This window comes from Thioalkalivibrio sp. XN279 (assembly GCF_011089885.1).
Taxonomy (GTDB): Bacteria; Pseudomonadota; Gammaproteobacteria; order Steroidobacterales; family XN24; genus XN24.
Map to the genome: position 1 here is coordinate 397,678 of NZ_JAANBD010000025.1, position 26,329 is coordinate 424,006.

A 26,329-nucleotide genomic window follows, 5' to 3' on the forward strand; every position below is an offset into this window, starting at 1 on the left:
CGGCGCCCGAAGCACAGCTGTTCCCGTATTGGCCTGCCCCGGCTTTCGCGCACACCCTCTTCAGGTGTCTGTGAAACCCGGGGCAGGCCATGTGGACCTTCCTGGGTGTAGCTCGTCTGGCATCGAAGTCCCGAACCTTACTTTTCTGCAGCGAATGAAAGCCGAATCCTAGGCCCGGACTTGGGAGAAGCTCAGCGGAAAAGTACTTATTTCTCTGAATGTGGGAATCTGGTCACATTAGCGGACGTTCGCTCCTAGGAATATTCAAAGTCGTTGTGTCAATGAAAAGGCATCACATCGTCTTAATTCCTCTCACGCGGCTAGTTAGCCGCCAGTTTGGACAAGCTTAGATCAAGGAAGACCAGTGAAAAATCTACTCCTCGCCGTCGCTTTTGTTTTGGTATCAGGCTGTGCTTCGATTACCAACGACCCGATGGTGCCGGTTGCGCTCTCATTCAGTAACGCGTCGAGCGGAAAGTGCGACCTCTCGAATAAGAGGGGCTCCTGGTCGAGCTCCATTCCCAATACCGTCAGCATCAGGAGATCGGATGACCACCTTCAATATCGGTGCCGCACTAAAGCAGGTGAGGAGGTAACTGGCTCGATTCCCAGCACAATGGGTGGGAAGATCGTCGCGAGCGCCGTATTTCTGGATTTCGGTATCGTAGATTCGATTACCGACAAGCACAGAGAGTATCCGGCCAGCTACGTGATTCCAGTGCCGGTATCTGAATGATCTGAGGCTTGAGCTCGGGTGGCGGAGAGAGGACTTTCTTCTCGGCACCCGCCTCTCTCACCGCGGACCTCCCGGGTTGCACCCACGCACACGTAGAGATGGTTCGGCCGGTTCGGACAATGCTCGGACGCACTCGGACCTCGCTCTGCCCAGAATGCCGATTGACACGACGGCGCCTGGCCGGCTTCAGAGCTTTTTTCGCACCACCTCGCCGAGGATGTGCTTATCCAGGGTCAGATCGGCCACCACGCGCTTGAGGCGGGCGTTCTCGTCGCGCAGTTGCCGTCACTCCCCGCAGCTCGGTCAGGTCCAGCTTGCCGTACTTTTTCTTCCAGACGTAGAAGCTCGCTTCGCTGACCCCCAGCTGCCGGCAGACATCCGCGACCGGAGTGCCGCTCTCGGCCTGGCGCAGGGCGTAGGTGATCTGCTCCTCGGTAAATCTCGACTTCTTCATGTCCTCGTCTCCCGTTGGAGGACCCAAGAAGCGAGCTTAGTCCAGTTCTAAAGTGACGTAGAAAACTGGGACGACGTCAGTTCACTTAACACCCGACATCTTTTCCGAGAAAGTCTGGCCAGGTCGTGAAGTCAGGATATCCGCCTGACTTCCTATTGTTTGGATTACGTCTGATATTAGCGAGCCTTGGGTCTGACTTTACCGCTCTCTCAAATTCTGCCCGTGAACGGAGTCCCATTGGCCGGACTATGCGACGAGCTTCCTCGAACGGCAGGAATTCACCGCGCTCTCGCTCGTGGAAAAACATTGTGAAATTAATGCCGTAAGTCTGTCGGATTGACGCTGGCGCGCCATCAGGTAAGCGTCTAGCTTTATGTGCTTCGATATACTGACTCTTGGTGGTTATGCCCAACTTGCGGCAAATTTGACGCAGCTTTTGCCAAGGTATCCGATTGCTCTCGCAGCTCCGCACGGCTCTCTTGTGCGTCCGATTAAGTTCGTCCTCAACCTTCTTCCTGAGACCTTTTTTACCGAGCAGATTATATAGGTCACGGTGCTGGGGCGACTGGAAGTCACTAAGCCTAACCAAGTCATTTTTCTCCGCATAAGCCAAGAAATCAGATACTGCCCAATCCTCACCCAGCGGGCGGCTGCTCACATCGTAACGGATACTTTTGTCGACCTTGATTGCAACTCCAATGCTTCGGAACTGTTCGACCACATGGGCAACGAACGGGTAGAGGCTCTCCATTCTGTATATTTCTGCCTCGATTTGGACCAGGGGTAGTTCGCGCCGACGATACTGCTTGATCTTTCGCTCACGTTTCCGCAGATATCCTGAGTACCATTTGGGAAGCACTTCACTGCGCTGGCGGTAGCCAGCCTCGGACACAGCCCAAACTTCAATAAAAAACGTTGAATCTAGCAGGCGGCCGTCCGCCTCGCGTGCCCTGCGACTGTCGGCCCATGGCAATAAGGGATGCCGTTCGTAACGAAAGCCAGATACATGCAGAAGATTGAATACGATCATTTCGGCTCGGCTGTCGTAGGTTAACCCGTCCATTCCTCGCAGCGCTTCCCATTTTCCGCTTGATTCCATTTGTTTGCGCAATTCGTCAAGCACACCCAACTTTCTAGCGTTCGCCACCGCTGCAACGTATCCAAGGTTGAAGTCCGAGTAGCAGTTAAACTGGCTCGCGATCTCAATCCATTGATCCATGGATAAGTTCGCCCATTTCACGGGCGGTCGGCGACCGCCCTTATCGACGAAAATCCTTCGGACAGCAGGGCGGCTTGCAACCTCGTGGTAAAGTTGAATATCCGAGCGCTGAATTACCGAGATCGAGCCGTAGTCTTCGTCCTCCAGCAACTTCGCTAATTCTGCATCCGTCAGAGCGCGGTACTGGTCACGACGAGAGATATGCTGGCGTATTGGACGCTTCTTCGGCGCAGTCTCAGCGCGACAGGGCCAGCAAAAATGGCGGCCGATATGATTAGTCAGGGAGCGCTCTCGCAACACTTGGTAGAGGGGCCCGTCCGACTTGGACAGCTCCGAAATCCCTTTGCACCCCAACTTTTGGGCCAGCGCAATCGCGAGAGCCACGAGCTGATTGTTGGACATTGCATTGTATTCACCATACCGACCACCGCCACCGACTACGGAGAGCCAACTCTCTATCTCGTTTTTCTCTTTTAGTACTCTTGCCAGTGCTGGATCGCTTCGCGCAAGGGCCGCAACGGTCCGCTCTCCGGTATCGAGTGCCGCAGCTCGACGACCTTCAACGGTCATCTTCTTAAATCTATCCAATTGCTCTTCGATCTTCACAATGGAGCGCTCCTGCTATCACGGATGCCGTTGAGTCCAAGGATCAGGCTTGCTCGAACGCCATGGGACCCACACTGCCAGGGGTCACGACCAAGCTTTCTGGGGTGCCGTAATTTTCGCGCTCACTGAAACAAGGTGAGATGATGAAACTGGAGATACTGAAATGGCCCGAAGAAGCTTCAGTGGGTTGACCGTACGCCCGCAATCGGAGCCATGCGTGATGTGGTATTTCCCTTTGTTGAAGGTCACCCCGCACTCTTGCCGCTGCGCGCGCCGATGTCAGTGGTGCACTCGCCCCATAGGGTCGATACCGATCCGCGAGCTCGCTCACGGTAATCATCGGCAAGAACGTATCACCCTCATAGCGACCTCGCCGGAACTTAGCCACGGTTCAGTTCCTCGGCCGATGCGGCAGCACACCGACGTTCACGCCGCTCACGGGCCTCGGCGAGGCTGTAGATCTTTGCGGGTCCCAAGGCCGGCATCAGCACCTCTCGTGTGGGCTTCACGGGAGCGGCCGCAGGTTGCCGGCCCCGACCGGCGATAGGCATATCCGCATCATTGATGCCAAACGACACCAACCACTTCCACGGGTCCCGTACGAATACGGCAAATGGGATCTCGTAGTCGAGCAGGTTCGCACGACAGTAGATCTCGCCCCAATAGTTCAAGTGCTCATCGGTCAGGTGCATTGCAGGGATTCCTTGATCAGCTGGACCTGATACCAGCCTCTCACGGAACCGGAATTACGCAAGCGCGCCTGAATTCTATGGGTTACGAAAAATCCGTCCTGCTACGCATGGAGCTTTCATGGCTAAAGCGTCGCATCCCTTGGCGACCATCACTGAGCTGGTTACGTCAGCCTCGCCCAGCCTTTTTGGCTTGCCAAATTTGAAGATCCACTTCGGTTGTCGCGGCGGCCGGACGAGACGGTCGCTTGCCTGATTCCCGATCAGTGTGACCTTGGTCTGGACACTTTCGTCAACGGCCAAGGAGCACACAGCATGTTTGATGACGGCACCACAAATCCTGATTCCTCGGACGGCCAGGAGCCGATGCCCCTCAACACTGAGTCACGCTCGAAAGAGATGCCCCTCTCGGACGAGGACATTGCGGCCAATGCGCTGATTCTCTCGATCGCTTTCTCCACGCGGCGGCTCAACGCGTCGGCCCTGACCCTGACTGACTATCCCGAGGTGGCCAGGTACTACCGCCCGGAACTCAACGGCGGGATTCCTGCCAGTCGCATCCCGCGGTTTCTTGATCTGCCAGTCGTCTGGGCTTGTGAGGCTGTCCCCGGCGAAGTTCATCGCTGGAAGGCGATGCCCCAGAACTTTACACGGACGGTGCTCAAGGCGACCCACCACGCTGGACCCTGGATCTCACCCGAATCGGCTCCGGGAAAGGCCTCTCGCTACGGGGCGCTGCGTGACCAGGGCCTGTCCCCCACCCCGGGCTGCCCCGGTTGCTCCGGCCGGATGGCCACCGAGGAAAACAACCTCTTGAGCGCCTATCCGGAGGTGGCGAAGTACTGGGACTACGAGCGCAACACCTACGGGCCGGAGGTTTACCTGCCCCGCAGCCTTTGCGAGGTTCACTGGATCGATCCGGATTCCGGCCGGCGCTCCACCGCATCGATCGTCTCCCGGACCCAGCGGAACAAGATCGGAACCAACCGCCAGGACTGTGGGCTGGAGGCCACCGAGACCAACAACCTCGCCCTCCTCCATCCCGACGTCGCGGCACGGCTGGTGTCGGACGCCGACGGGCATCCCGTGGATCCTGCGACGGTGTCACCGCACTCCAATCGGATGATGACCTGGCGCTGCCCGGATCCGCGCCATCCGGACTTCCAGGCGGTCGTCTTCGCCGTGGTCCGGGCAGAGACAGATGGCTCCCGGACCCATGGGTGCCCGGCATGCCGTGGCTTTGTCCTCGCCCCAGGGTGCAGCCTGGAGGATTTCTACCCAGAGATCGCTGCCGACTACGAGCGGGCCGGCACGAATCTCGTCCCCGCCAGCGAGGTCATTCCGGGCACCAACGCCGACGCCAACTTCGCCTGTGGCACCTGCGGGCATCATTGGTCGACTTCGGTCCACCAGAGGACCCGCATGGGTCAGGGGTGTCCCGCCTGCTTCGGCTCGGCCGTCACGCCCACTAACAATCTCGCCGTCCGTTACCCGGAACTCCTCAGCGAGTGGCATCTGGACAATACCGTCCAGCCCACGGAGTTGCGGCCCGCCTCCATGCAATCGGTGCTGTGGTGCTGCAAGAGGAACCGCGCCCACGTGTGGCGGGCCAAGCCCGCCGACCGGACCCGCAAGGATTTCGGTACGGGGTGCCCGCACTGCGACACCTCGGGAGTTTCCAAGTGGCAGGTCGAGTTCTTCTCGGCGCTCAAGGAGCATCTGCCCACGTTGGAGTTCGAGACGGAGGATGAACGGCCCGACGCCTGCCTGTTGCCAGGAACCGCATTCGTGTTCGATGCAATCCTGCCCGAGCACCAGATCGCCTTCGAGTACGACGGTTACTTTTGGCACAGCGAGCCTGAGCATCACGATCGCGACCGGCGCAAGAACGCCGAGGCCGAAGCCCAGGGCATCACGGTGATCAGGATCCGTCTGGGCCTTGACGCCATCGGCCCGTACGACCTCGTCGTTGGCAAGCGTCCCGAGGTCTCACTTTGGATCAGCGTCCTTATGAAACAGATCCACAATGCGATTAATGCCCGGGAGCAAACCTGCTGAGACGCAGCAGCGATCTCACGCTGACGTGAACCCCTAGCGCCCCGTCTAAGAGGAGCAGATCATGTATCCGATCCGTGCGCCGCCTGGCAAGAAGGTTCCTGGATATTTTTTTGAAGACATTCACGTTGCAGATGGTTCTCCTACAGAGCGCCTCCGCGCTTACTGGGCTTATCGCCACAGCAGTCCATCTGGGCACGCCGTGTCAACGTTGTCGGATTGGCGTCAGGGCGACGCGAGCAACGCCTCGGCCCCAGGCTCGAGGAACAGGTGGGCGTTGCCTTTGTTAAACATCATCGGCGGCTTGGTCTCACTCTGCGGGGCATAGATCCACGCCCATGCGGGGAGGTTGGCACTGAAACGCTGTAGGAAGTCGTGGTCAGAACTGATCGGCAGCGGCTGCGGCTTGTAGCCCTCGCGTTCGATTTGGATCGAGGGACCATAGATGGTGCCCGTGCGCTGGTTTTCCTTGTCGCCGTACTGCCAGTTGCGCCACATCCACACCTCATTGCCCGCCAGGTCAGTGGAGCGCACTGGGTCGCGAGGGAGCACCAACGCGTAGCACTTCCGGCCATCGCCCGGATCGACACACTCCTCGGGGCCAGAGACCCTATACCCCGTATAGGATTTCTCATGGACCTGGATGTCCTCAGGCAACGCGGCTAGCATCGCCTCCGTCAGGATGCGCTGCATCTCCTTGCGCAGCTCGTTAAACGTCTCGAAGCTCTTATCGTCCCCGGGGCGCAAGGGGTACCAGATAATCACCTGCGGCGTGCCGGCCGGGTGGTCGCGCGTGGGCGAGTACAGCAACAAGCCCAACCCGAAGGTCATCAAGCCGTCAAAGTTCGTGACGTCCACGCCCCGGAACGCGGCTGTCGCAGAGCCGCCTACGGTAATGCCCAGGCCTACCGCGTTGATGCCGACATTCAACGCATCATCGAGCTTCATATAGTCGGGGTTCTCGATGATCTTGGCGAGTTGCTCTTCGGTGACATCGAACAGCGGCCCACGCTCGGGATGCGTCAGTCCCGTGAACAGCGCCACCTGCAGCGCCTTGCTGCCCTCCGTGGCCTGGTGTACTGGCTCACGCGTCGGGGCAGTCATGCAACCGACAGCCAGGAACAATACCGGTATCAAGCTTAAGATGCGCATCCAGTCCTCCATGAGCGGCGGCAACGTCAATGTTTCATCGCCTTAGCAATGAGCCAACAATGCTATCGGCGGCCGGATTTCTAACTTAAGGTTTCTTCTCCGACACTGCCGGGTTGATGGCATCTCCTGCGGGCCTTTTCCGACCGCATGTTCCATCGGTATGGCCTGAATGGCCTCATACCGACTCAGCCCGACGGACCTCTGCGGTGTGGCGGTTTGTTGTCCGAAAAAGAATCCAATGACCACCACGGTTGGGGCCGGTCTAGTGCACTTGCTTGGATGGCGCAATTCCGAGGCCCCATAGGGGTCGGGCACAGGGCATAATCGCAGCCATGCATCTCATATATCGCGCGATTGCAGCTTTCTGCCTTGTCCTCCTCGCCGGCATTGCAGCGGCGTCAAGCCCCCACGGCAACGTGGAGAATCCGCGTCCCGGCTATCTCTACGGCGAAGTGGTCAAGATTGCCGACGGCGACACCCTCACCCTGCTCACCCCTGCCAAGGAGCAGGTGCGCATACGCCTCGCTGAGATCGATACGCCCGAGCGCGGGCAGCCGTACGCGCAAAAAGCCCAGGATGCGCTTTCGAGATTGGTCTGGGGCAAGCCACTTGCGGTCCGGGTAGTGGACACCGATCGATATGATCGGACCGTGGGACGGATCTATGTCGGCGAAATCGACGTATCCGCAGAAATGGTCCGCCTCGGAGCCGCCTGGGTTTATCGACGCTACGCGACCGATGCGAGCTTGTTTGACCTGGAGGCCGAAGCCCGCGAGGCTGGACGAGGGCTTTGGGGCTTATCCGAGGCAGAGCGCGCGCCCCCATGGGAGTGGCGACACCGAAACTAAACGCTGGGCTCCCAAGGGCTCTGGCCTGGGTTCTGCTAAATAGCGGCCATGGGCTCGCACTTCAAGCTTCGGTTGGTTTCGCCCGGCGCCCCGCGCGCTTGGTGCTTGTTCTAACCGGTGGCATGGAACCTACTCCGGAATTACCCGTAGCTGGGAGTTTTCGCCAGAGTCTCGGCCGAACCTCATGGTAGGCCACGCCGCAGCAAGGGCAGCGCCAGATATTAGGATCGATCTCCACCGGCTGGCAGCCGTCAGGGAAAAGGTCGCGTACTGTATCAATACAGGATCCACAGATCATGTGGCTCATTCTCACGGACTCGCAGACGTAGCGCACGACAACATATCTCGCCAATTCCGCAAGAAATTGCAGCAAACCTCGTGCCGCCATATCGATCATGCAGCGGACATCTCTGCCCCACGCACAGACACATCGCGCCCCAACAGGCTCGAATTCGAGATGCTTCGCTTCCCTACTCCACAGAACCCGATGACGCCCTGACTAAATAATCGCGAACAATTTCCGCCTGTCCATCCGCCACGAGTTCTCGTGGGGATTTCGTGCCAAGATCGGGGATAGGCGTGTCGAACCATCGCAGCGAATGATCCCGCTGACCCCTATTGAGCCAGGTGGCCAAGCCGATGATTTGCTCGGCCTGCGCCTCTGGAGTTGCCGCCATGGGGCACTCCAGCACTGGCGGGACAGCTGTTCCGAAGCCCGATCCTTGCTTCGGCCGTGGCCGCCAACTGACTTCCACGGACCCATCCGGCATCTCTGTCTTCAACTCCGCGAAGTCGCGCAAGGCAGCCTCCAGGCGAGCATTCGCGGGTGCCGCTCTCCCCATTTGTTCGACGAACGACGAGAAATCCGCTGGCGTGAGAATGATTTTTTCGGCCATCCCCAATTGGCTCCTTCGAGTGCGGGAACCATATTTATCGCACAACATCCCTTCCTGCCATAAGCTGTCTCGCGCTTCTCGCTAATCTTGCTGCAGCGCACCTTCAAGATGAAGCACGACCGTGGTCAACCCAAAAACTGAACGAGCACAGCCATGCCAACTATCAGGACCAACCTTGGTGAAACGTTTTCTGCTGAGTGTGCGGAACAGATCTTTGCTCTGCTCAGAGCCGACACATGGTTTCCAGAAACGAGTCTCCCAGAGTTCGCGCATGCGCTGGCTCGACGCGCATCTATTCAGGTTGGGGCCGACGTTGAGTTCACTGGCGACTATGAAGCGCTATTGAGGCGACTCGAAGAGGTCGGGCTCGTGACGCGGCTTGAGCTCTAACGAGTTACCCGGGCACTCCAATCATCGCGTGGAACTGCCCCGCCATACCCGGGGCACTCCACGATACGCCCCGGCGCGGTGGGGACATCGATCGACACCAGTAAGACCAGATCTGAGTGAACGCTTGCGCAACGACAGGATATACCCGTCCTTATAAACATTGGCGCTGGGACTTTCATCGGCTAGCATCCAGTGGCACGTGCATCGCCAGCGAGATTCAATCCACCCATGCCGCCCTCCGCTCCAAAGTCACGCCTGCCACGATCTGCGCGGCCTTTCCGCTTAGAGATCAGGCGGATCGGGGCAGGCGTGGGAGTCCTGTTGCCGGCGGAGCTGCTCGATGCCGCCAATCTCCGTATTGGAGACTTTCTGGGAGCCGAGTTGCTGCCTGGACAGATCATGCTCTCCAAGACCCGGCAGCCCCCTCTCACCCTAGAACAATTGGTGGCCGAACATCCCTGGGAATTGGATAGGAGCGAGGACGCGAGGGCATGGGAACAGGCCCCGCCTGCCGGCAAGGAGATCATCTAGGGCATCCCATGCCACCGGTCGGTGGGTAATGCTAACTGGCCAGAACCGTGCATCCCCGGCCGGCCAGGACCGTCACCATGGTGAGCGAACTTGGGACCTGTGCCGTTCGCCCTGGAGTCGCGACGTGTCCGAGCAGTCAGCCGTGGGGCGGCTAGCCCTTGAGAATGGGTCTTGTTTCTCGAATTTAGCGATTTTCGCTAGTTTCCCGAATTTCGATATGTATGCCACTGTCGAGGGCACCACCCAAGACATGGCTTCGCCCTGCCTGCGGCCCAGAATCCCCGACGGGTAGTTGTGGGCATGTTGAGCACAAGTCTCCTGCGCCCGGCCTCAGCCGGTGCGCGGACGAATAGCCGGCCGTCGCCCGCCCCTGACCATTTGCGCCGAGCCGGCATGCTCAGCGCTTCGGCCAGCGATTGACGCTGCCCTGACAGCCGCTCGTATTCTTGGATCGACAGCAGAACAAACTGCACGTTGCCCCGTTGAGTAATAAATACCGGGCCGGCAGCTGTGGCCCGCTTCGCTGCGCATGGGGTTTTAGCCAGATCCCGACTGGTCATGTAGATCTTGCTCATGTTCCGCCTCTCAGGATCCGGCTCGAACGGCACTGAGCTACCCCGTTCAGTGCGCGGATCGGGCTCAAGACCCACCTTAACTCTTGTGCTTGAGCCTCCACTGGCAGGACTGCGCACTATGCAGGCGATTCTAACCGCTCGTTCGGCAGCCTTGGCGATTAGAGCCGTAGTACCCCGCGACCATCTCTCGGACCTGAAACACCCGACGAGCGGCCTTGGAGAGCGGCTTGGGCCGTAGGGCTCATGCCCTGAGCCACAACACCGCCTATAGTGGCGCCAATCATCAAGAGAGGATCGGCTATGGGCAGTGAAGCTCTCGCCTTATGTGACTGCGGACTGAGGGCCACCAGCCTGATCGGCGGTGGGTTCAGTAACTTTCATGAGACCTGCCTGTTCCCGGCACTTTGCCGTGGCTGTCACCAGGTGGTGGAGGTCAACCTGTTGCAGCCGCCGCTCAGTTGCCCGGAGTGCGGCGGCCGAGAGGTCACACCCTATACCGACCCCAGCCTAGCCAAGGGCGATGGCAAGGATGAAATGATCACGTGGGGTGAGCACAATCTGACCAGCGGCCACTACCAGTGCCCTGCCTGCGGTGAATTCACGCTACGTTTTATGCCCAGCGGGCTGCTTTGGGACTGAACTGGCTGAAAAAGATATCTGAGGCGGGGTCGACAACGCGCAATCATGCCAGCACTTTCTCGATCAATAGAGGACAACACTCTGGACGGCACGATCAGCTTGCTGGGCGGCCAGAAGACGCTCGGGCGCCCCGTTACAGACGACTACCAGGCCCACGACCTTATCGTCGCCGGGCTGCCTGTGCGCGCAGCTCTGCAACTCATCAGTTCGCTTGACCTCCTCCCGACCGACCCGTCTTGGCCGCGCCCGCTCGGAGCCAGCCGGACCACTGTCGCGCGATGGAAGAACGCGCCCGCCGCCAGCCGCTTGAGTCGTACGCACAGTGCCCGGACTTGGGTCCTCGCCGCCACGCTGATACGGGCAGCCCGCGTGCTAGGGTCTCAGCGTGATGCGGAGAGATGGCTCATGGCACATATTCCTGCACTGGACCACCGCCGCCCGGTGGATCTCCTGGCGACCCCGATGGGCGTGAAGCTCCTGGCGGATCATCTTCTTCGGCTTAAAGAAGGCGTCTATACATAGCGCGCAGTAGGCATCCCGTCCGCGCGCCTACACATTAATATCCGGGCCTCTTAAGACTCCCCGTCGAACCGTGCCGGAACGGAAGGGCGACCTCCAACTCCCCGGCTTCGCTTCTCCCCTTTTGAATTGCGCCAAGGCCCATGGAGTTCTTTGTCCCAATGTTGCCTCTTGCCTCTCGACTTGACGTAGCGCTCAACGGTTAGCCAGTAGTCGTATCGGGTCGCACTCTTGTGCTTCGCCAACCCATGCTCTAGCACCCAACGCAAATGTTTTACCTGCCAGCGGTAATGGCTTCTGATACCGAACCGCTTCAGAATTAACTCCCGGACCTTCTTGATGCGCCGCTCATGACCATCCTGGGTCGACTCAGCACCGGGGCAGCAGCGCGTGATTAAATCATCTTCTTTCATGCGCATCGCCCCCCGATAAATCTGGGGCAAAGTTGCTCGCGGCGCCCACCGTAATAAGCGGTCGTAATTGATGGACGGCGGTGTCCCAGTTCGATGGAGACGCGCATCCTCGCCTCACGATCCGCATCCTTCCCCGCGGTGCGTTGGCCACCGGCCATCACCGGAGCAGGGAAACCAGATATCTGCTCGTAGCGATCACATGCGTACGCTGCCCTTAGCTCGTGATATCCATCGATTCCAAATTCCTTCAGAACCTTTCGAGCACGCTGCACCTCACCCAACTTGAAGTGTTTGTAACGCTCCGCGGGGTCTAATAGGTTGCACGACCCCATGGGGCGAACCGAGATCGCGAAGTCGATAGCGAGTTGCAACCGTTCCGTGAGTGGGATCTGCCGCCTCGGAACGATTCCCCCTTTGGTTCCATCGACCACGCGGATACTCCCAGACGGCGCCTCACTTAACCACCGATCGAGATTGGCCAGACAAAACTCCTCACGCCTCAGGCCACCATACCGCGCCAGCCCAACACCAGCGGCGACGCGTGACAGTCCCTCGACCGTAAGTGCCTCGATTAGCGATTCAATGACCGCGTGATCCATACCATCCGGCGGGACTGTGCGAATGTAGGTTCGTGAGCCAGAAAACTCGCTCGGAGAAATCCAGAACTGATCGCTGCCTGTAAGGACCTTGAACACCTGGTTTGAAGCAGATAGATGGTTCTGCGCCGTTCCGACAGCGACCTCCGCCTCCTGAACCTCGTCGCGTTTATGCGCACCATATTCCTCAAGCGTAAGCTGCGGGTCGCCGCGGGCGAGGTCCCCGATACCATTCTCCTTCGCCCAATTGAAGAACGGTGTGGCGCTGTAGATGAACCTCTTCTCCGAAGGAAAGCGGTCCGGGTCCGAGCACGCCTTGTAGGCACGCCGGACTGCAAACCGTATGCTCTTCCCCCAGCCGAAATTCCTCTTCGCCTGGTATCTGCCAACCACTACTCAACCTCCTCGGGGAACTACCCCGGTCAAAAAGTCACTGCGTCATGTCCCATGGACTACACGCGCCTAAGTGCGCCTTCCGCCACCTCGCTCTCGACGACTTGATTGCATTGAGCCAGCTTCGGGCTGGCCTCCGTGCGGAAAGCCCCATTTTGGAAATATCTCGGCATGGGTATTGCCTGGGCTGTAACGCCCCTGTTGACTTACGTGCTCGCGAGCTTTGCCCTTCGGGCGGCGAGGTGCTCGGTATCGGGTTGCTGGTTGGCGACTCGATGTGCAACGTCGTAGGCATGCCTTGCGCATGCCCAACTTGGGGAATAGCCGCTCACATTCTTCACGAGATACAGCCCAAGGAGACTGCCGCACAGCGCCCTATGAAGATGAAAGCCTATTCCTTGAGTTTTAGTTACGAAGCGTAGTGGGCTTGTTTTAGCCCTAATGCACTGTATCTAAAACTGTTTTTTGCCCTTCTTCAATTGCCTCAGTGTTTCTACTCGGCAGCAACAAAAGAAAAGCACGACCGCGTATGCATATCGGAACGACCGGACGGACACCATTCAGCAACTCAAATTTGCGCAGTGGCGCATTCAGCTGCGGAACATAGGATCCATCTGACGACCCGATTGAGCGGACCTAGTGGTATTGCACCACCAGCACGATCGGCATGAGACGCACCAACGCGATGTACGAGGGGTGAACCGTCCACGGTGATTACTCACCGTGGACGAAACCAACCTCATCGTGCAAGCGCGAGAGTTAGTTTCAGTCTGATATTGCCTGGCCACAACAACACTGCGACCAAAGCGAACGGGGTTGAAGGCTGGTTGAGTTTATAGAGGCCAGCTACCTCTTTGGTAAAACCGTTGGGACAACACGTTTAATCAGTCTCGGGGGCTGACCCTGATGTCCCGTCAAATCTTGGCGGACACTGTAATCCTCTTGCCCCTCAAAATCCCGGTAATTCGTCCCAGTTCTCAATCAAGGCTAAGAGTAGTGGCGCTCTTAGAAGCAAATTCCATCCCTATCGAGCTTCACTAGACGTTTTCTTTGGCGCTAACCGCCAACACGGTGCGCTTTTCTGAGGACCTAGCTATTCGTCCCGACGGCCCACCCCCATGGCTGCCCTCGGAGGGGGTCGCTAATGCCTGCAGAAAATGCAGTTTATCGCCCTGTCAGAGGCCCGCCCTGCCGGCATTCTGAGCGTAATGGCGTCGTCGCGAGGCACATCTGAAACGGAGCCATGAATCACCCCATTGGGGTAATGGTCGGTCTGCATCGCCGCTCGATTGCGTTCGGCGATGCCCGGAGTGACCCCTTGGGGACACCTCGGAAGAAGGCTCCCACAAGTAACAACGTTTTTTTGAGGAAAATTTAATGTTCATCTTAGGTATCGATATCGGCTACTCCAATCTGAAGCTTGCGCACGGGCAAGCCACTGCTCCTGAGCCCTATATCTGGACCTGCCCTTCTGGTGCGGCACCGGTTGAAGACTCCGTGCTTTCATCAGGCCGTAGCCAGCGCGGCCACCACGTGTTGGTCAATGGCCGCATCTGGGTCGTCGGGCACTCCCAGCATGGCCTTGTCACCACATCCCAGCGCAGCCTCAACAACGACTACACCGAGACGGACGCATACCGTGCCCTGTTCCACCTCGCCCTACTACGGACGGGAGCGGATCATGTCGATCGTGTTGTCACCGGCCTCCCTGTCAGTGAGTGCCTCGAACACGGGCGGATTCAGAATCTGGAGGAAATGCTCGCAGGCACTCACGAAGTCGCTGAAGGGATGCGGATATCTGTGGGTGAGGTCAAGGTGGTTCCTCAGCCCGGCGGATCCTTGATCCTGGCATCGAGACGGAGGGAACTCTCGCAGTTTATCGAGACAGGCTTTGTCTCTGTGATTGACCCGGGGTTCTTCTCCACCGATTGGCTCACCTTAGATGGCGGGCGCATCGTCGAATCCCTCTCTGGCACGAATATGCGCGCTGTTTCAGTTGTGCTGCAGCGAGCTGCTGAGCTGATTCGCCAGTCGGAGGGCAGCCGTCCTCCTCTCGAAATGCTGGAAGATGCGGTTCGGAACGAGAAGCCGACCATCCTCGTCGCAGGCCACCACTTCGACTACCGCCCGCTACTTGCGACCGCAGCGCAGGAGGTCGGAGTGGCGTCGATGAGCGAGATCACCCAGAACCTCAGGGTGGAGACCCGTCGACTTGACATGGTCATCGTCACAGGAGGCGGAGCAGCCATCTATCGACAGATCCTCGAGACGGTCCTGCCCAAGACCCGCATCGAGGTGCTTGACAACCCGGTGATGGCCAATGCAACCGGCTTTTGGCTCGCAGGTCACTAACCATGATGGTCGTCAAGCTAAAGATCTCAGATGGCTCGTGGCCGGAGCTGGCAGCCGAACTGGAACGTCTGCCGTCATCTCAGCGAGCGCAAAGGATCCGGATTCTTGCCCATATAGGACTGATCGTATCGAAGAACGGAATTTCAATCGTTCAGGGCGCGCCGAATCCACCAGGGCTCGAGACGCCAACAAGCAAGCCATCAGACGCCGCGAAAGAGCAGATTCTGGGCTTCGGAAGGCCGACCAAGCTTGGTGGCCATCAGCCATGACGCTCCTGTCGAGAAAGCGAAGGCCGGCTTTGCATCGCGCTCGCTTATCTCGGACTTGCGTTTCCGAGAACTTCGGTAGCCTGAATCTGATGGAACTCATCGTTCGGTCGGATTCCGCTCTACTTTATACAGCCACGTGCAACCATCACCGAGCGTTGCCTTTGCGTGAAAGAGGAACTGCCAATGCTCGCTGAGAATTTCAGGATTCCCTTACCGGGCAGCCGCGATTCGCAGCGGTGCGTTGACCGAAGCGACCTAACTAACTGCTCACCCAGAATAGTCGGTCGAGGACCAGGAATTAGGTCCTCCATCAACCCGTTCAGTTGGGCATTACGCATCGCGTCCCTTCTTACGCCCGATACAGAGCATGGGCTGAAACACGAAACCAAAAGGCGGGAGCGGATTCCTCTTGGTGAACCTCACGCGGCCGTCACGGGAAAAGTCGCTAAGGTTGCACCGCGGGCCGCATTGAGACTAATGCGTGCGGAAATTGCTGTTTATTGGCAGGTAGGACCCTTGAATTCGCCAGAAGCTTGTAGCTCAAGACTTCGGGTTCGCCCCGGATTCGCTACCCGGAACTAACCCGTGGAATTTGAGTTATGACGCTCGCTGCAAGACTTACTGCTCGTGCCAGACAAAGACAACCTGCCAGAGATCAGGAGCAATCTAAACGGGCGTCACATGCCGCGCCTCAGGCAGCGAAGGATCAACGACCCGATGGACGTCAATGCCAGAACGTATCCCAATTCCCAAGCCAGCATGTCGACATCAACACCAGGGGGGCCTCAGCCCGCGGCATCCCGAACGCGACTGGTGGTCCAGCTCATTCGGCGGCGGAATGGGTCCGTATAAATAAGTTCTCCGAACTCACGGGGTACTCCGAGGCAGCCGTCCGGACGAAGATTCAACGCGGAATCTGGAGGATGAATGTGATTTGGCGCAAAGCCCCCGATGGTCGAATTCATATCAATCTGGAGGCGTTCTACGCATGGCTAAGAAGCGAGGTGTAAGGCCCGCCAGTGACACCAGCATAGAGATCGACTTCATGTATCGCGGCATGCGTTGCCGCGAGCGGATTAATCTTGAGCCCTCGAAAGCGAACCTGAATCATGCATCCTTGATGCGGCGACGCATTCTCGATGAGATTGCATTGGGCACGTTCGAGTACGGCGCGCACTTCCCAGACTCGCCCCGTGCCAGATCTCTTGCTCGCAATCCGTCCTCCGTGATTACCGTGGGTGAAGCCTTGGAGGCGTACTTGGAGGACAACCGAACCGCTTTGGCCTACTCCACATGGCTGGATTATCGGAACTCGATCCTAAACCAGCTTATCCCAGCCCTAGGGCATCTAACCCTCGATGAGCTAAAGAGAAGTCACGTCAGGGAGTTCATCAGCAACAAAGAAGCCTCTCCGAAGCGTTTGAGAAACATTCTTATCCCCCTGAGAGCGGTGCTAGCGGAGCTGGCCGAGGATGAGTTCATAGCAGTTGATCCACTGGCCGGCTGGCAGCCGCGGTTTCCTCGCAGAGATCGAGAGCTCGACGAAGATGCAAGCGACGTCATCGACCCGTTCAGCCTCGAAGAAATACGAGCGATCGTTTCGGCAGCCGGTCCCGGATGTCGGCACATGCTCCAGTTCGGCTTTTGGACAGGCCTCAGAATCAGCGAGTTAATCGGTCTACGTTGGAGGGACGTGGAAGACGAGCGAGTCTCAATCCGTATGACACGCGTTCGTAAAAGGTTGAAGGACCCAAAAACAACGCGTAGTCGACGCATTATCACCCTTTTGAAACCAGCAGCCGACGCTTTACGGGAGCAAGCATCCTTAACGAATCGCGATGGCACGTGGGTGTTCTTGAATCCTGATGGCGGCCACTGGCTAACCTCTGATCAACTCAGAAAGCGCGCGTGGAAGCCCACGATCGAGAAGGCCGGAGTCCGATACCGGTATCCCTATCAGATGCGCCACACGTTTGCTTCGATGATGCTAACTGCCGGAGAGAACCCTGCGTGGGTATCAACTCAGATGGGGCATTGCGATTTGGCGATGATATACAAGCGTTACGGACGATGGATTCCCGACAATGCTCCCAAGGCGGGAGCTCTTGCCGAAGCCAGATGGTAGCCAAATAAAGTGGTATGTGTTGCCACGCCCGACTACCGGGCCCTGCCTCGGAAGTAGTAGTAGGCCGGAGAGTACGACTGTGTAGCTTCGCTCCGCCGATTGGGATTCCGGTCCTCGGAGTAGATCGGAATAGATATGGAATCAGTGCGTTTACCCAACACTCCGTCTCTTCTATACCGCGTGCCGTAAAGCAGGAACGAAGCACGATCCTCGTCCATAACGACATGTGCATGAGTGACTCTTATGCGGACAGTGCGGCCTTGTTGTTCCGTTACCACGATATCACCCGGACTTACACCCAGCAGTTGCCGACAAATAGACTCCTGTTCAGCCTCGATACCGGCTCGCCAATTCTCTAGCTCATCTTCTAGATTACGCCACGCCTCTTTCGCTTGGGTGATTGGTCCAGGTCCGTTCGCGCCGGCCCAGATCCGCTCGAACAGTGCCACTTCATCAGCGGGAACTGCATCTACAACATGTCCTAACGCGTCGCTCATGATCGACAGCACTTGTTCGGCACGGCACAAAGCATTCAATCGCTTCTCTACCAGGTGCCCAGACGTATAACTGACTACCGTCGGAAGCCTCTTATCAGGACTTGGCTCGGGAATGAGATCAACCGACATGAGGTCGGCAAGCTTCACCTTGTTGGTCTCGAACCTCTCCTCCTCGCCCACCTGATATCCGGATCGGTCACGACGACAGTCGAACCAGACGGAACTCCGGGACACACAAATCTTTGCTTGAGCTCTGCCATCCGAAAAAGGCGATTCGAGGTAGTTGACCACCCAGGCATGCGCGCCACGATTAAGATTCGCACTCACGTGACTAAGCTCGAAATCCCGAGCGAGCTTCGCCATCGACGCGAGACGCTGTTGCACGTCCGCCGTGAGTCGGAGGAGCAGGATCGGCCCCCCATCCCTCGAATATGCCTTCGGAGGGCTTCGCCTAAACGCGATCACCTGCTCTTGCGTGTGGGGCAGGAGCTTCCCTACCAAATTGGTCATACTTTGGGTGGTTCCGCGGCTGGGCCCCTTTCCATCGTTCGCACGCTTGTACCAATGCGTGAACCGCCCTTGCATGAGCAGCAAGAGGTCGGCCAGCAGTGCGGGCGTCGCAGAAATGATGCCGTTGTATGCAAACCGGATTTCATCCGTGCGTGCGCCAGCGGGATCGAGTTCTTTCAGCGCACGCGCTAAGAGCCCCATCTGCAACTCTGTCAAAGGGATTCGCGCGGCTCCTGGACGACGGACTTCTCGCCTTCGACGTTCGCGAATCTCCCTTTCTGTTTCCTCTAGAAACGAGACCAACGGTGGCTTCCGAGGCGTCTGTCCGGACGATACCCGGGCCCAGTATCCTCTCGGAGGCTTCGGCACTTGGAGGCGTCTACAGAGCTTGCCTAGAGCGACATCGGACATACCGAGTGACCGCGCTACCTCGGTGGCTGGTCGCTCCCAAACAAGCGCGAACAGTTCTTCACGCGAGACCTTCTTGCTTTCCATCTGTCTACCGTGACCGTGATTAACGGGGCCGTGGTCACCCATCCCGATGGTAAGACGGCGTAACTTGCGGAAAGATGGCCGCACTATAGATTTTCTATACTATGCGGGCGTGTGTTTCTAGAGTGCCGCCCCCGATACCGGGCTCAAAGCGACTGGGTCATCCGGTTCATGGCGTATCGGCTTTTTCTGTCAGCTTTCTGTCAGCGCCGACGTCTTTTTACTTATATACAATAGGTTACGGACCTATTTCGCGGGTTCGATTCCCGCCGCCTCCACCAAATGATGAAGGGTCGCTCCGCAAGGGGCGGCGCTTCCCGCCGCCTCCGACCAATCAGGCGTCGACCTGTCCAGGCACGACCAGGACAGGGAAGCGGCGCGCGGCCAGCACCTCTTCGCTGACGCTGCCGAGCATGCGGCGATAGAGCATCCCGCGGCCCTGCGAGCCGACGACAATCAGGTCGGCCGACCATCGGCTCGCCTCCTGGATGATCGTCTGCGCCGGCAATCCCCGGACCAGCAGCGTGGAGCACGCGATGCCGCTGGCGCCAAGCTCGCCGGCCAGTCGATCGAGCAGTTCGCGCCGGTCCCGCAATTCCTCGGGCACAGGCTCTTCCACCTCTTTGCGGGAGAGCTGCCGGCCGAGCATGTCGGCCTCGCGGGGAGCGACGTTAAGGAGCAGCACTTCCGTGGTGTCGGTGTCCGCGAGGCGGCGCACCATCCCCACGACAAGATCGGCGAAGTCTGAACGATCAACGGCGGCGACGATTCTCATCCGGTATTACTCTCGGCCCGGTCAGGCATGGCGGGCAGTGTGGCAGTATAAAACAGCTTCCTTGCAGGCTGGCGTCAGAACGTCCAGACCACGCCCACGCTTACCAGCGACACGTCGGTGTCCTCGACGTCGAAGTATTCGTACTCGGCACGCACCTCCGCCGAAAACAGGCTGAAACGGGCGCCGATGCCGTAAGCGGGGTCGGTGCCGCTGTCGCTGCCGATCCGGGTGTCATCCAATGACAGGTCCGCGGACCAGTCGATGAAGCCGGCCTTGGCGAACACGCCGACCGGGCCCAGCTCGACTCCTGCCAGGCCGAACACGTCCCAGCCGGTCAGGTCGAATTCGACGTCGCTGCCGGCGATCCGGTCGGATGGGGCGCCGAAGTCGACGTAGCCGCCCTCGATGGCGAGGTCGATGACGAAAGCATCGATATTGAACCCGGCGAAGCCCTTCCAGGCGGAGGCACCGTCGTCGAATTCGACCGACCCCTCGCCGGCATCGGATATGTCCCCTTCCAGGAACGAGCGGCCTAGGCTGCCGCCGAGGTAAAAGCCGGAGTCTGCATACGTCGGCGCCGGGGTGGCCAACAGGACAGCGACCAGCAGCGCCGTGGCGGGTACGCCGGATCGGCGGGTGAGCTTGAGAGTGGCCGTGTTATCCATCTGCGGGGTTCCATGTTGCGGAATGACGGGGTGCGCCGGGGCGTCGTGACCGAGCCGTTGCCGGAGTTCCTAGAAAACGAGGGTTACAGTAATATGTCAAGCATGTTTCGCGATTCGATCCGCGGACGCCGGATTCAGGCCCTCGCCCCCAACCGCCACCCTACTCTGCATCGTCCCCATGGCTAGCCTGCGCGGCAAACTTTTCTTCCTCCCCCTATGCATCGTGCTGCTGGCGCCAGGCGCCGGAGTTCCCAGCAGTGCGCTGGCGCAGGCCGGGCCCGCACTCGCCGAAGGCGAGCGCTTCTCCCGGGACACCGTCATCGAACAGGCGCGACAGCTTGCGCAACAGCCCTTCGCACGGCCGCCGCAGGCGCCGGAATCGCTGGCGCAGATGGATTACTCCGAGTACCGCAAGATCAACTACCAGCAGGACGCGGCGGTCTGGGGGAGCTCGCCGACACGCTTCTCCGTGCAATTGTTCGCACCGGGCTACCTCTACCGCGACCTCGTGGATATCGAGATCGTCGAAAACGGCAGGAGCCGTCCGCTGGTGGTCGGGGAAGATTCCTTCCTCGTGCCCGATCCGGAACTGGCGCAGCTGCTGGCGGAGATCGGGAAGTACGCCGGCTTCCGCCTGCATTACCCCCTGAACAGTCCCCACTACGCGGACGAGTTCCTGGTCTTCCAGGGCGCCAGCTATTTCCGCGGCGTGTCGCAGGGCCAGTCATATGGCCTGTCGGCCCGCGGCCTGGCGATCGACGTGGCTGGCCCCAAGGGCGAGGAACACCCTATCTTTCGCAAGTTCTGGGTGGAGCGTCCTTCGAGCAGCCAGGACTCGATGGTGGTGCACGCCCTGCTCGACAGCCGGCGCGTGACTGGAGCCTACCGTTTCGGGATTTATCCAGGTGCTCCGCTGCGCATGGAGATCGAGGCCACCCTGTTCCCGCGCGAAGACATCGAGCACATCGGCCTTGCGCCACTGACATCGATGTTCATGCATGGCCCACTGGATCATGCCGATGTGCCCGACTACCGGCCGGCGGTGCACGATTCCGAGGGGCTGGCCATCAGGCGCGGCAACGGCGAGCGCATCTGGCGCCCCCTGGCCAACCCGCGCACGCTGCAGATCAGTGCCTTCATCGACGAGAACCCCGCCGGTTTCGGACTCGTGCAGCGCGCACGCGACTTCGGTCACTACCAGGATCTCGAAGCCCGTTATGAGCGCCGCCCTTCCGCCTGGGTGCAACCGCTGGGCGACTGGGGCAAGGGCCATGTGCAACTGGTCGAGATCCCGTCGAACTCGGAAGGCAACGACAACATCGTTGCGTACTGGCGCCCGGCGCAGGGCCTGCGCAAGGGGGAACCTTTCTCCTATGCGTACCGCCTGACCTGGCCGGAGGACGTCTCGCCGAGCCCCGGGCTGGCGCGCGTCGTGCGCAGCGCCGGCGGGCAGAAGCTGTTCAGCGAGCTGAAGGAAGTGATGATCGACTACAGTGATCTGTCCGCGAAAGCCGTGGAGGACAGCGTGGTTCATGCCAGCATCTCGCGGGGGCGCATCGTTGAGTCCCGCGTCCAGGCCAACCCGGCGGTCAATGGCGCGCGCGTCTTCCTTAGCCTGGAGACGGACGATCCGGAGACTGCAGAAATCCGTGTCGACCTGAAACGGGGTGACCGGCCGCTGGCGGAAACCTGGCTGTATCGCTGGCTCAATGAGTACTGAGCGCGACGCAACAGCAGCAGCAGATCCGGATGCCCCGCTGTTAGCACTGCCGCAGGAAAGCCCGCTGCCCATGCCGCGGCGGTCCCTGCATGAGCCGCGCCAGCCGCTGCGCGCGCGCACTTCGTGGGGCGCCCGGCTGAGAGTCGCCCTCGCGCGCGCCTACATCACCGCAGCCACGCTGGCGCTGGCGGGCTACGGCACCTGGGAAATGCATGGCGTGCTGAGCGTCGGCTCGATCACGCCTTTGCAGTGGGTCTTCCTGGTGTTGTTCGGCATCAACTTCACCTGGATCTCCTTCGCCTTCGCCCAGGCCACGCTCGGCTTCGCCCGCAGCCTGCTGCCGCGGCTGTGGCGGGTACCCGAGCACCAGGGCGAGCTGCCGTTCAAGACCGCCATCCTGCTGCCGGTGTACAACGAGTCGCCGCAGCGGATCGCCGCCGCCATCATGGCCATGCGCGGCGAGCTGGCCGCGCGTGAGCCCGGCAAGTACGCCTTCTTCATCCTCAGCGACACCAACCAGGCCGATGCCTGGGTCGCCGAAGAAGCCGTGTTCCGCCCGGTGATCCTCGAGGCCGACGCTGCCTGCCCGGTGTTCTATCGGCGCCGCGGCAACAACGCCGAGCGCAAGGCCGGCAACATCGCCGACTGGGTGCGACGCTGGGGCGGTGATTACGAGGCCATGATCGTTCTCGACGCCGACAGCATCATCAGCCCCGATACCCTGGTGACGCTCAGTCGGCGGATGGTCGCGGCTCCGGGAGTCGGGCTCATCCAGACACTGCCGCGCATCGTGCGTGCGCGCAGCCTCTACGGGCGGGCGCAGCAGTTTGCCAACCAGTGTTACGGCCCGATCTATGGCGGTGGGCTCGCGGCATGGCATGGCCTGTCGTCCAACTTCTGGGGCCACAACGCAATCATCCGCACCCGGGCGTTTGCCGAGTCCTGCTCCCTGCCGCTGCTGCAAGGCAAACCGCCCTTCGGCGGCGCCGTGCTGAGCCATGACTTCATCGAGGCCGCGCTGCTGCGTCGCGCCGGCTGGGGCGTTCGCTTCGACGTCGATCTCCAGCAGAGCTGGGAAGAGGCGCCACCGTCGCTGGTCGACGTGCTGGTGCGGGACCGACGCTGGTGCCAGGGCAACCTGCAGCACAGCCGTTTCCTGTTCGCGCGTGGCCTGACGCTCACGAGCCGGCTGCACCTGCTCACCGGCATCATGGCTTATGCCAGCGCCGCGCTCTGGCTGCTGCTGGTGATCGTCGGCCTGGTGATCGCAGTGCAGGCCAAGTTCGTGCGCCCGGAGTACTTTGCCGAACCGTCGCTGTTCCCGATCTGGCCGGTGTTTGATTCCGCGCGCGCCCTGCAGCTGTTCGTGGTTTCCATGGCCGTGGTGCTGGCGCCCAAGGTCTTCGGCTGGTTTGCGGCGCTGGTCAACATCCGCCTGTGCCTGCGTTTCGGCGGGCCGCTCCTGCTGACCCTCAGCACCCTGTTTGAAACCCTGCTGTCGGCCTTGTACGCGCCAATCCTGATGTTCACCCAGACCCATGTCATCTGGGGTGTGCTGCATGGCAGTGACAGCGGCTGGAAGCCCCAGCGCCGCGACGACGGGACGCTGGGCTGGGCGGCGGCCGCGCGTGCCCACCGGGCACATATGCTGCTGGGCGTGACCCTGGCGCTGATCGCCTGGGCGGTGCACGAAGCGCTGTTCCTGTGGCTCTTGCCCATTACGCTCGGCCTGGTGCTGGCGGTGCCGCTGAGCTGGGCCAGCGGCGGCACCCGTCGCGGCAAGCTCTTTGCGGCGCTCGGCCTGCTGCGGGCGCCCGAGGAGAAGCGGCCCGCACCCGTGCTGGCCAGGCTCCAGGCCGAACTCGAACGGCAACCTGGCCTGGGCGACGAGAAGGCGCTGACACGGCTGGCCGAGGATCCGTCCCTGCTGGCATGGCATCGCGCCCAGCTCGCTCCTGCCACGGGGAAACCCGCCTTGGCGGACTTCAACGCAGCAACAGTGACCGCGGCCTGGAAGGCCGAGCATGCAAACACTCTCGATGAATTGAACCAGTGGCTGGATCCAGCCGAGACGCTCGCGCTCATCAACCGTCCGGATGGGCTTGACCGCCTGCAGTCGTTGCGCGACAGCTAGCCGACTTCTGCGGGCGCTGGCCTATCAAGGACTAAGGCCGTGAGGGTGCGACAGCGTACAGACCTCCTGATGTAAAGAGCAGACTGTGAAGCAGCGTACCGCACTCTTCACAGGACACAGTCATGTCTCGACAACCCCTTCCCTTGCAGGCGATCCGCGGATTGCCTGTCTTCATTGCGCTCGCCGCTGCAGGTTTTCTTGCTCTGGCAGGTTGCGCCACGCCACCCCTACCGCCGACCGAGCAGCTGCAGGCCGCCGAGTCGGCGATCTCAAACGCCGAGCAGGCCCGAGTCGCTGACTATGCGTCCGCCGAATTGACCCTGGCCCGCGAGAAGCTGGCCCTGGCCAACACCGCCGCGCGCAACGACCAGATGGTGCAGGCCGAATACCTCGCCGTCGAGTCGCGGATGCACGCCGAACTTGCGTTGGCCCGGGCCGAGGAGCTGAAAGCCAAGGCTGTCAATGACGACATGAAGCAGAGCATTGACACCCTCAAGCAGGAAATGCAGCGCGCCGCAGGAGGAAGTCAATGAACCGCTCACGCATATCTTCAACCCGTACCGCGCTCCTCATCGCCGGCTTCTTTCTGCTATCGGCCTGCGCCACGGCGCCCAAGCCACCGGAAGTGCCGCTGGATTCCCGCGTGAAGCTGACGGCGCTCCAGTCCAACCCCGAACTCGCCACCCGCGCGCCGGTAGAAATGAAGGAGGCCGAGGCCGCCGTCAAGGCAGCCGAAACGCCTCGCACGGATGATGAGGCCTACGCTGCGCACCTGCTGTTACTCGCCGACCAGAAGGTGGAAATCGCCCGCGCGCGCGCCCAGAGCCGCCTGTACGAAGACCAGCGCCAGGCGCTCAGCGAACAAAGCGAGCGCGCCCGCCTCGAGGCCCGCACGCTGGAAGCCGACCGCGCCCGCATGGATGCGACAGCGGCACGCGCCGATGCGGCCAGCGCGCGCGACGAGATCGCTGCCTCGCGCGCGACACGCCAGGACCTGGAACGCCAGATCGCGGAGCTCAACGCTCGCGAGACCGATCGCGGCCTGGTCGTCACCCTGGGCGACGTACTGTTCGCGACGGGCAAGTCCAACCTGATGGGGGGCGCCGGGGCCAACCTCGACAAGCTGGCGGCCTTCCTCGGCGAGTACCCTGATCGCACCGTGCTCATCGAAGGCCACACCGACAGCGTCGGCAGCGAGGCGTCGAACCAGCTCCTGTCACAACGACGCGCAGATTCAGTTAAGTCTTACCTGGTCAACCGCGGCGTGCAGGCGAATCGCATCAGCACGGCCGGGTTGGGCGAGGGCTCTCCGGTGGCCAGCAACGACACCGCCACGGGGCGCCAGCAGAATCGCCGGGTCGAGGTGATCATTTCGAACACCACGCCTGTCCCCTCCCGCAACTAATTGTCCGCGCCACGCCGAGGCCCGCCCGGCCTAAAGCCGGGCCGGCTCTTTCTCCCCAACCACCAACAACTCCAGGAGCATCTCATGGACAAGCACCAGATCAAGGGCCAGATGCACAAGGCCAAAGGCAAGGTCAAAGAAGTGACCGGCCGCACCATCGGCAACGACGAGATGGAGCGCGAGGGCAAGGTCGAGCATGCCAAGGGCTCCGCTCAAAAGGCCTACGGCGACCTCAAGACCGACGTCAAAGAGGTCACCAAGTGAGCCGCGCCGCCGCTGATCTGCCGCGCAGCGGGGCCGCCATCAGCCAGCCGAAGCTGCTGAGCGCCACCACCATCACGGGCGACGACGTCTTCAATCTCAAGGACGAGAAGCTGGGCACGATCGAAGACATCATGCTGGACATGGAGAACGGCAAGATTCGCTATGCCGTGCTCTCCTCCGGAGGATTCCTCGGCATGGGGGACCGCCTGTTCGCGATTCCCTGGAGCGCGATGAAGATCGACGCCCTGCACAAGCGCTTCACGCTCGACGTGGATATCGAACGCCTCAAGGCGGCGCCGGGCTTCAACAAGGAGGCCTGGCCCAGCTGGAGCGATCCAAGCTGGAGCGCGAGCGTCGACGCCTATTACCGGACGATTCAGCCCGGCACCACCCCCAACCGCTGAATGATC

Annotated in this window: 22 protein-coding genes and 1 pseudogene; 14 read left to right on the forward strand and 9 right to left on the reverse strand. The window is 60.3% G+C overall.

All coding sequences use genetic code 11. The features are described 5' to 3' along the window. The first annotated feature begins 364 nt into the window (after positions 1–364). A complete protein-coding gene (locus G8346_RS06510) occupies positions 365–736 on the forward strand; it encodes a hypothetical protein (RefSeq protein ID WP_166049353.1) in 372 nt (123 codons plus the stop codon). A 189-nt stretch (positions 737–925) separates the two neighbouring features. Here G8346_RS06510 and G8346_RS06515 read toward each other — a convergent pair. The 3 genes and pseudogenes from G8346_RS06515 to G8346_RS06525 all read right to left on the reverse strand — a co-directional run. Continuing rightward, a pseudogene (locus G8346_RS06515) lies at positions 926–1,190 on the reverse strand (transposase); the annotation flags it as partial. A gap of 85 nt (positions 1,191–1,275) precedes the next feature. After that, positions 1,276–3,015 (reverse strand): hypothetical protein, encoded by a 1,740-nt coding sequence (locus G8346_RS06520; protein ID WP_166049358.1) that lies wholly within the window; start codon positions 3,013–3,015, stop codon positions 1,276–1,278. A gap of 380 nt (positions 3,016–3,395) precedes the next feature. Then, the gene (locus G8346_RS06525) at positions 3,396–3,707 is read right to left on the reverse strand and encodes a hypothetical protein (protein WP_166049361.1); all 312 of its coding nucleotides are present in this window, start codon (positions 3,705–3,707) and stop codon (positions 3,396–3,398) included. Between the two features lie 312 nt (positions 3,708–4,019). On the opposite strand from G8346_RS06525, the gene G8346_RS06530 reads away from it, so the two are divergent. Continuing rightward, positions 4,020–5,762, forward strand: coding sequence for a zinc-ribbon domain-containing protein (locus tag G8346_RS06530; protein ID WP_166049363.1), 1,743 nt, complete (start codon positions 4,020–4,022; stop codon positions 5,760–5,762). Positions 5,763–5,984: 222 nt separating this feature from the next. Here G8346_RS06530 and G8346_RS06535 read toward each other — a convergent pair whose 3' ends face one another. Then, positions 5,985–6,911, reverse strand: a complete 927-nt coding sequence (locus G8346_RS06535) for a hypothetical protein (RefSeq protein ID WP_166049365.1) — start codon at positions 6,909–6,911, stop codon at positions 5,985–5,987. Positions 6,912–7,243: 332 nt separating this feature from the next. On the opposite strand from G8346_RS06535, the gene G8346_RS06540 reads away from it, so the two are divergent. Beyond that, positions 7,244–7,759: a thermonuclease family protein gene (locus tag G8346_RS06540; protein WP_166049367.1), complete on the forward strand. Its 516-nt coding sequence runs from the start codon at positions 7,244–7,246 to the stop codon at positions 7,757–7,759. 470 nt (positions 7,760–8,229) lie between these two features. Here the strand turns inward: G8346_RS06540 and G8346_RS06545 are convergent, their stop codons facing one another. Next, positions 8,230–8,655 carry an antitoxin Xre/MbcA/ParS toxin-binding domain-containing protein gene (locus G8346_RS06545; RefSeq protein ID WP_166049369.1) on the reverse strand — a complete coding sequence of 142 codons (426 nt, stop codon included), beginning with the start codon at positions 8,653–8,655 and terminating at the stop codon, positions 8,230–8,232. A gap of 1,796 nt (positions 8,656–10,451) precedes the next feature. Here G8346_RS06545 and G8346_RS06550 point away from each other — a divergent pair. Both G8346_RS06550 and G8346_RS15100 read left to right on the forward strand, forming a co-directional pair. Continuing rightward, the gene (locus tag G8346_RS06550) at positions 10,452–10,790 is read left to right on the forward strand and encodes a hypothetical protein (RefSeq protein ID WP_166049371.1); all 339 of its coding nucleotides are present in this window, start codon (positions 10,452–10,454) and stop codon (positions 10,788–10,790) included. A 45-nt stretch (positions 10,791–10,835) separates the two neighbouring features. After that, positions 10,836–11,312: an antitoxin Xre/MbcA/ParS toxin-binding domain-containing protein gene (locus G8346_RS15100; protein ID WP_166049373.1), complete on the forward strand. Its 477-nt coding sequence runs from the start codon at positions 10,836–10,838 to the stop codon at positions 11,310–11,312. Between the two features lie 406 nt (positions 11,313–11,718). Here G8346_RS15100 and G8346_RS15105 read toward each other — a convergent pair whose 3' ends face one another. Then, positions 11,719–12,711 (reverse strand): integrase domain-containing protein, encoded by a 993-nt coding sequence (locus tag G8346_RS15105; protein WP_166049375.1) that lies wholly within the window; start codon positions 12,709–12,711, stop codon positions 11,719–11,721. 1,377 nt (positions 12,712–14,088) lie between these two features. Between G8346_RS15105 and G8346_RS06565 the strand changes: the two genes are divergently transcribed. The 3 genes from G8346_RS06565 to G8346_RS06575 all read left to right on the forward strand — a co-directional run bounded on the left by G8346_RS06565 (position 14,089) and on the right by G8346_RS06575 (position 17,457). Continuing rightward, positions 14,089–15,063 carry a ParM/StbA family protein gene (locus G8346_RS06565; protein WP_166049377.1) on the forward strand — a complete coding sequence of 325 codons (975 nt, stop codon included), beginning with the start codon at positions 14,089–14,091 and terminating at the stop codon, positions 15,061–15,063. A gap of 2 nt (positions 15,064–15,065) precedes the next feature. After that, positions 15,066–15,332 (forward strand): hypothetical protein, encoded by a 267-nt coding sequence (locus G8346_RS06570; protein WP_166049379.1) that lies wholly within the window; start codon positions 15,066–15,068, stop codon positions 15,330–15,332. A gap of 988 nt (positions 15,333–16,320) precedes the next feature. Further along, a complete protein-coding gene (locus G8346_RS06575; protein ID WP_166049381.1) occupies positions 16,321–17,457 on the forward strand; it encodes an Arm DNA-binding domain-containing protein in 1,137 nt (378 codons plus the stop codon). Between the two features lie 32 nt (positions 17,458–17,489). Here the strand turns inward: G8346_RS06575 and G8346_RS06580 are convergent, their stop codons facing one another. The 3 genes from G8346_RS06580 to G8346_RS06590 form a co-directional block, all read right to left on the reverse strand. Beyond that, positions 17,490–18,680 (reverse strand): hypothetical protein, encoded by a 1,191-nt coding sequence (locus G8346_RS06580; RefSeq protein WP_166049383.1) that lies wholly within the window; start codon positions 18,678–18,680, stop codon positions 17,490–17,492. A gap of 610 nt (positions 18,681–19,290) precedes the next feature. Beyond that, entirely contained in the window at positions 19,291–19,731 is a 441-nt protein-coding gene (locus G8346_RS06585; protein WP_166049385.1) for a universal stress protein, read from the reverse strand. 74 nt (positions 19,732–19,805) lie between these two features. Beyond that, the gene (locus G8346_RS06590) at positions 19,806–20,396 is read right to left on the reverse strand and encodes an outer membrane beta-barrel protein (protein ID WP_166049387.1); all 591 of its coding nucleotides are present in this window, start codon (positions 20,394–20,396) and stop codon (positions 19,806–19,808) included. Between the two features lie 178 nt (positions 20,397–20,574). Here G8346_RS06590 and G8346_RS06595 point away from each other — a divergent pair, with 178 nt between their 5' ends. The 6 genes from G8346_RS06595 to G8346_RS06620 all read left to right on the forward strand — a co-directional run bounded on the left by G8346_RS06595 (position 20,575) and on the right by G8346_RS06620 (position 26,323). After that, a complete protein-coding gene (locus G8346_RS06595; protein ID WP_166049389.1) occupies positions 20,575–22,116 on the forward strand; it encodes a glucan biosynthesis protein G in 1,542 nt (513 codons plus the stop codon). Beyond that, on the forward strand, positions 22,106–24,250 hold the full coding sequence (gene mdoH / locus G8346_RS06600) for a glucans biosynthesis glucosyltransferase MdoH (RefSeq protein WP_166049391.1): 2,145 nt from the start codon (positions 22,106–22,108) through the stop codon (positions 24,248–24,250). The genes G8346_RS06595 and mdoH overlap by 11 nt, the downstream gene beginning before the upstream one ends. A gap of 122 nt (positions 24,251–24,372) precedes the next feature. Next, positions 24,373–24,783: a DUF4398 domain-containing protein gene (locus G8346_RS06605; RefSeq protein WP_166049393.1), complete on the forward strand. Its 411-nt coding sequence runs from the start codon at positions 24,373–24,375 to the stop codon at positions 24,781–24,783. Beyond that, positions 24,780–25,655 (forward strand): OmpA family protein, encoded by an 876-nt coding sequence (locus tag G8346_RS06610; protein ID WP_166049395.1) that lies wholly within the window; start codon positions 24,780–24,782, stop codon positions 25,653–25,655. The genes G8346_RS06605 and G8346_RS06610 overlap by 4 nt, the downstream gene beginning before the upstream one ends. 84 nt (positions 25,656–25,739) lie before the next feature. Next, entirely contained in the window at positions 25,740–25,919 is a 180-nt protein-coding gene (locus tag G8346_RS06615) for a CsbD family protein (RefSeq protein WP_166049397.1), read from the forward strand. Continuing rightward, positions 25,916–26,323, forward strand: a complete 408-nt coding sequence (locus G8346_RS06620; RefSeq protein WP_370520551.1) for a PRC-barrel domain-containing protein — start codon at positions 25,916–25,918, stop codon at positions 26,321–26,323. The genes G8346_RS06615 and G8346_RS06620 overlap by 4 nt, the downstream gene beginning before the upstream one ends. Positions 26,324–26,329 lie beyond the last annotated feature (6 nt).

Excerpts from the sequence above, each read along its gene's own strand:
- G8346_RS06590 (WP_166049387.1), bottom strand. The coding sequence starts at position 20,396 with ATGGATAACACGGCCACTCTCAAGCTCACCCGCCGATCCGGCGTACCC.
- G8346_RS06610 (WP_166049395.1), top strand. The coding sequence starts at position 24,780 with ATGAACCGCTCACGCATATCTTCAACCCGTACCGCGCTCCTCATCGCC.
- G8346_RS06545 (WP_166049369.1), bottom strand. The coding sequence starts at position 8,655 with ATGGCCGAAAAAATCATTCTCACGCCAGCGGATTTCTCGTCGTTCGTC.
- G8346_RS06605 (WP_166049393.1), top strand. The coding sequence starts at position 24,373 with ATGTCTCGACAACCCCTTCCCTTGCAGGCGATCCGCGGATTGCCTGTC.
- G8346_RS06550 (WP_166049371.1), top strand. The coding sequence starts at position 10,452 with ATGGGCAGTGAAGCTCTCGCCTTATGTGACTGCGGACTGAGGGCCACC.
- G8346_RS06595 (WP_166049389.1), top strand. The coding sequence starts at position 20,575 with ATGGCTAGCCTGCGCGGCAAACTTTTCTTCCTCCCCCTATGCATCGTG.
- mdoH (WP_166049391.1), top strand. The coding sequence starts at position 22,106 with ATGAGTACTGAGCGCGACGCAACAGCAGCAGCAGATCCGGATGCCCCG.
- G8346_RS06540 (WP_166049367.1), top strand. The coding sequence starts at position 7,244 with ATGCATCTCATATATCGCGCGATTGCAGCTTTCTGCCTTGTCCTCCTC.
- G8346_RS15100 (WP_166049373.1), top strand. The coding sequence starts at position 10,836 with ATGCCAGCACTTTCTCGATCAATAGAGGACAACACTCTGGACGGCACG.
- G8346_RS06530 (WP_166049363.1), top strand. The coding sequence starts at position 4,020 with ATGTTTGATGACGGCACCACAAATCCTGATTCCTCGGACGGCCAGGAG.
- G8346_RS06585 (WP_166049385.1), bottom strand. The coding sequence starts at position 19,731 with ATGAGAATCGTCGCCGCCGTTGATCGTTCAGACTTCGCCGATCTTGTC.
- G8346_RS06565 (WP_166049377.1), top strand. The coding sequence starts at position 14,089 with ATGTTCATCTTAGGTATCGATATCGGCTACTCCAATCTGAAGCTTGCG.
- G8346_RS06570 (WP_166049379.1), top strand. The coding sequence starts at position 15,066 with ATGATGGTCGTCAAGCTAAAGATCTCAGATGGCTCGTGGCCGGAGCTG.
- G8346_RS06535 (WP_166049365.1), bottom strand. The coding sequence starts at position 6,911 with ATGCGCATCTTAAGCTTGATACCGGTATTGTTCCTGGCTGTCGGTTGC.
- G8346_RS06615 (WP_166049397.1), top strand. The coding sequence starts at position 25,740 with ATGGACAAGCACCAGATCAAGGGCCAGATGCACAAGGCCAAAGGCAAG.
- G8346_RS06575 (WP_166049381.1), top strand. The coding sequence starts at position 16,321 with ATGGCTAAGAAGCGAGGTGTAAGGCCCGCCAGTGACACCAGCATAGAG.
- G8346_RS06525 (WP_166049361.1), bottom strand. The coding sequence starts at position 3,707 with ATGCACCTGACCGATGAGCACTTGAACTATTGGGGCGAGATCTACTGT.